The 2,413-nt window shown below is 71.4% G+C and carries 4 protein-coding genes and 1 pseudogene; 2 read left to right on the top strand and 3 right to left on the bottom strand.

What is annotated here, in order from left to right:
* Window positions 1-423 precede the first annotated feature (423 nt).
* Window positions 424-747, bottom strand: a complete 324-nt coding sequence (locus AC31A1_RS50195) for a DUF6191 domain-containing protein (protein WP_489659724.1) — start codon at window positions 745-747, stop codon at window positions 424-426.
* 123 nt (window positions 748-870) lie between these two features.
* Here AC31A1_RS50195 and AC31A1_RS50200 point away from each other — a divergent pair, with 123 nt between their 5' ends.
* Complete coding sequence (locus AC31A1_RS50200) at window positions 871-1,215, top strand: DUF3817 domain-containing protein (protein WP_489659725.1); 345 nt, start codon at window positions 871-873, stop codon at window positions 1,213-1,215.
* Entirely contained in the window at window positions 1,212-1,505 is a 294-nt protein-coding gene (locus AC31A1_RS50205) for an MTH1187 family thiamine-binding protein (protein ID WP_019060761.1), read from the top strand. Before AC31A1_RS50200 ends, AC31A1_RS50205 begins: the two co-directional genes overlap by 4 nt.
* Window positions 1,506-1,516: 11 nt before the next feature.
* Here AC31A1_RS50205 and AC31A1_RS50210 read toward each other — a convergent pair whose 3' ends face one another.
* Window positions 1,517-2,176, bottom strand: a complete 660-nt coding sequence (locus AC31A1_RS50210) for a hypothetical protein (RefSeq protein WP_489659726.1) — start codon at window positions 2,174-2,176, stop codon at window positions 1,517-1,519.
* A gap of 31 nt (window positions 2,177-2,207) precedes the next feature.
* Window positions 2,208-2,413: pseudogene (locus AC31A1_RS50215) on the bottom strand (aminoglycoside phosphotransferase family protein); the annotation flags it as partial.

Here is a 2,413-nt window from a genome sequence, read left to right on the forward strand (position 1 = left end):
GGCTCGTTGTGGAGTGGCCCCGGAGCGGGTTGTGGTTCGTTGCGCGCGGGGCCCGGGCAGTCGTGGGGCGGCCCCCGGGCCGGGCCCGCGACTTGCCGCGCCGCAGGCCTGACGCGGGCCCCGGACGTGTTGCGGGGTGGGCCGCGGTTTGTCGCCGAGGCGGACGCGGACTCGGGGTGGGCCGGAGGTTTGTCGTGGGCCGACCCCGGGGCAGGCTCGGGGTTCGTTACAGGGGTGGATCCGAGGCGCCCGCAGGGCGTGTCACGGGGTGGCCTCAAGACCTGTCGCGGGGTGCCCTCAGGGCGAGCCCAAGGCGTGCCGGCGGGCGGTGCTCCCGCGTCCCGGAGGGGGATGCTCCCGCGTCCCGGAGGGGTATGCTCCGGCGTCCCGGCGGGCGGTGCTCCGGCCAGTGGTCGCCCGGTGCTACGCCGTGTCGCGGGACGAGTTCAGCCGGATGACGGCGGTCCCCGCGCGCAGGTCCACAGTCGACCAGGGCGGGTCCCCGTCCTCCTCGTCGTCCCGCATCACCAGCGCGCTCTGGCGTTCCTTCAGCTCGGTCTGCTTGCCCGGGGAGAGGCTCGCGTGCAGTTGCTCGAAGCCGGTCGCGGATATCTGGCCCTGCCGCCCGGAGTTCCGCCAGGGGAGCATTCCGGCGCGGCCCATCTTCAGGAGCAGCTGGTCGAGGAACGCGAGTGCGGTCAGCAGGACCACCAGCCCGGGCAGCGTCATGAAGAAAACGAACTGCACGGGCACTCCCGGGGGCTCGGCTGCGGACCCCCAGTCTCGGCTCGCCCAGCCGTTTGCCACAATGGGTGAACGTTTGTGCTCGCGTTCACAAACTGTGGACGTCTCCCTCACCGAAGGTGACCTGTGGACATCAAGACCGCCACCGCCATCCGCCGCCTCCGCCTGGTGTCGGCCCCCGAGGCCGTGTCCTTCCTCCTGCTGCTCGTCTGCTCGGTGCTGAAGCGGACCACGGACTTCAACGCGGTGCCCGTCATGGGCATGGTCCACGGTGTCCTCTTCATCCTCTACGTCCTCTTCTGGGTCGACGCCTGGAACCGCACGAAGTGGGGCGCCAAGACGGCCGCCTTCTACTTCATCCTCTCCGTGCTGCCCACCGGCGGTTTCTTCGCCGAGCGCAAGCTCAAGCGCGAGGCCGAGAACGCGCTCATCGCCTCCCGCGCCCGCCAGGAAGGGATCGTGAACGCATGATCGTCGCCTTCTCCGTGACGCCCCTCGGTGTCGGCGAGGACGTGGGGGAGTACGTCGCCGACGCCGTCCGCGTGGTCCGCGAGTCCGGCCTGCCCAACCGCACCGACGCGATGTTCACGTCCATCGAGGGAGAGTGGGACGAGGTGATGGACGTGGTCAAGCGCGCGGTGGCTGCCGTCGAGGCCCGCGCCCCGCGCGTCTCCGTCGTCCTCAAGGCGGACATCCGCCCCGGCGTGACGGACGGCCTCACGTCCAAGGTGGAGACGGTCGAACGGCATCTGGCGGAGTAGCGGGGGGGGGGTCAGGGAAGCCAGGGCCTCAGATCCTGCCCCGCTGCCGCCAGCACCTCACCCCGAGTCAGCTCCTCGGCCCGTTCGACCTCGACAAGCGCCCCCCCGTGCCGGCGCACCACGTCGAGCGTCACCGCCCGCTCGCGCCGCAGGTACGTCACCGCCGACGCGAGGGCGGACACGGGCGGGCTCACCTCGTACGCGGTGAGTTTCCCGACGTACCGGTCGAGCCACTCCGGCCCCTCCCGCTCCCCGGCCCGGGACAGCGCGGTCCCGGCGTCCCCGTCGAGGAAGACCACGACCGGGCGCACCGGCGCCAGCACGCTCGTGAGGTCGGCCATGAACGCGTCGATCGTCTCCTCGCCGTGCCCCATCGCCAGCAACGTCGGCACGAACGGCACCAGCGCGTCCGCGATCACCACGTCGTCGCCGCGCGCCCGCACCGACTCGACGAAGCGTGCCGTCGCCGCGACCAGCGTCTCCATCGCCACAGCTCCCGTCGCCCCGAACTCCTCGGCCACAGCCGCGAATTCGGACCGGCTCAGGATCTCCTCCTCGTGGAAGTGATCCACCCGCAGCCCCGCACCGGAGAGCGACCGGGACAGCCCGGCGCACAGCGTCGACTTGCCGACTCCGGGCGCCGCTCCCCACACCGACACCAGTACCGTCACCGCCAACTCCCCACCCCAGCCCCGCAGTCGGTCACCACACCCGCTCCAACGCCGCGCCCAACCGCGACACGACACCCAGATCCGGCACCCGACCCAGCCACACAACGACCTGACCGCCGGCGAACTCCCGTTGTTCGGCGGTCACTTTCGGGTCGATGGCGCACTCGGCCTGTACCAGCACGTAGTTGAGAGCGGTCGCGAAGAGCATCGAGAACGACTCCGGACCCCGTACGACGG

The organism is Streptomyces sp. P5F9 (assembly GCF_057961495.1).

What these genes read in the sequence shown, in the direction of transcription:
- AC31A1_RS50205 (WP_019060761.1), top strand. Translation starts at nt 1,212, where the DNA reads ATGATCGTCGCCTTCTCCGTGACGCCCCTCGGTGTCGGCGAGGACGTG.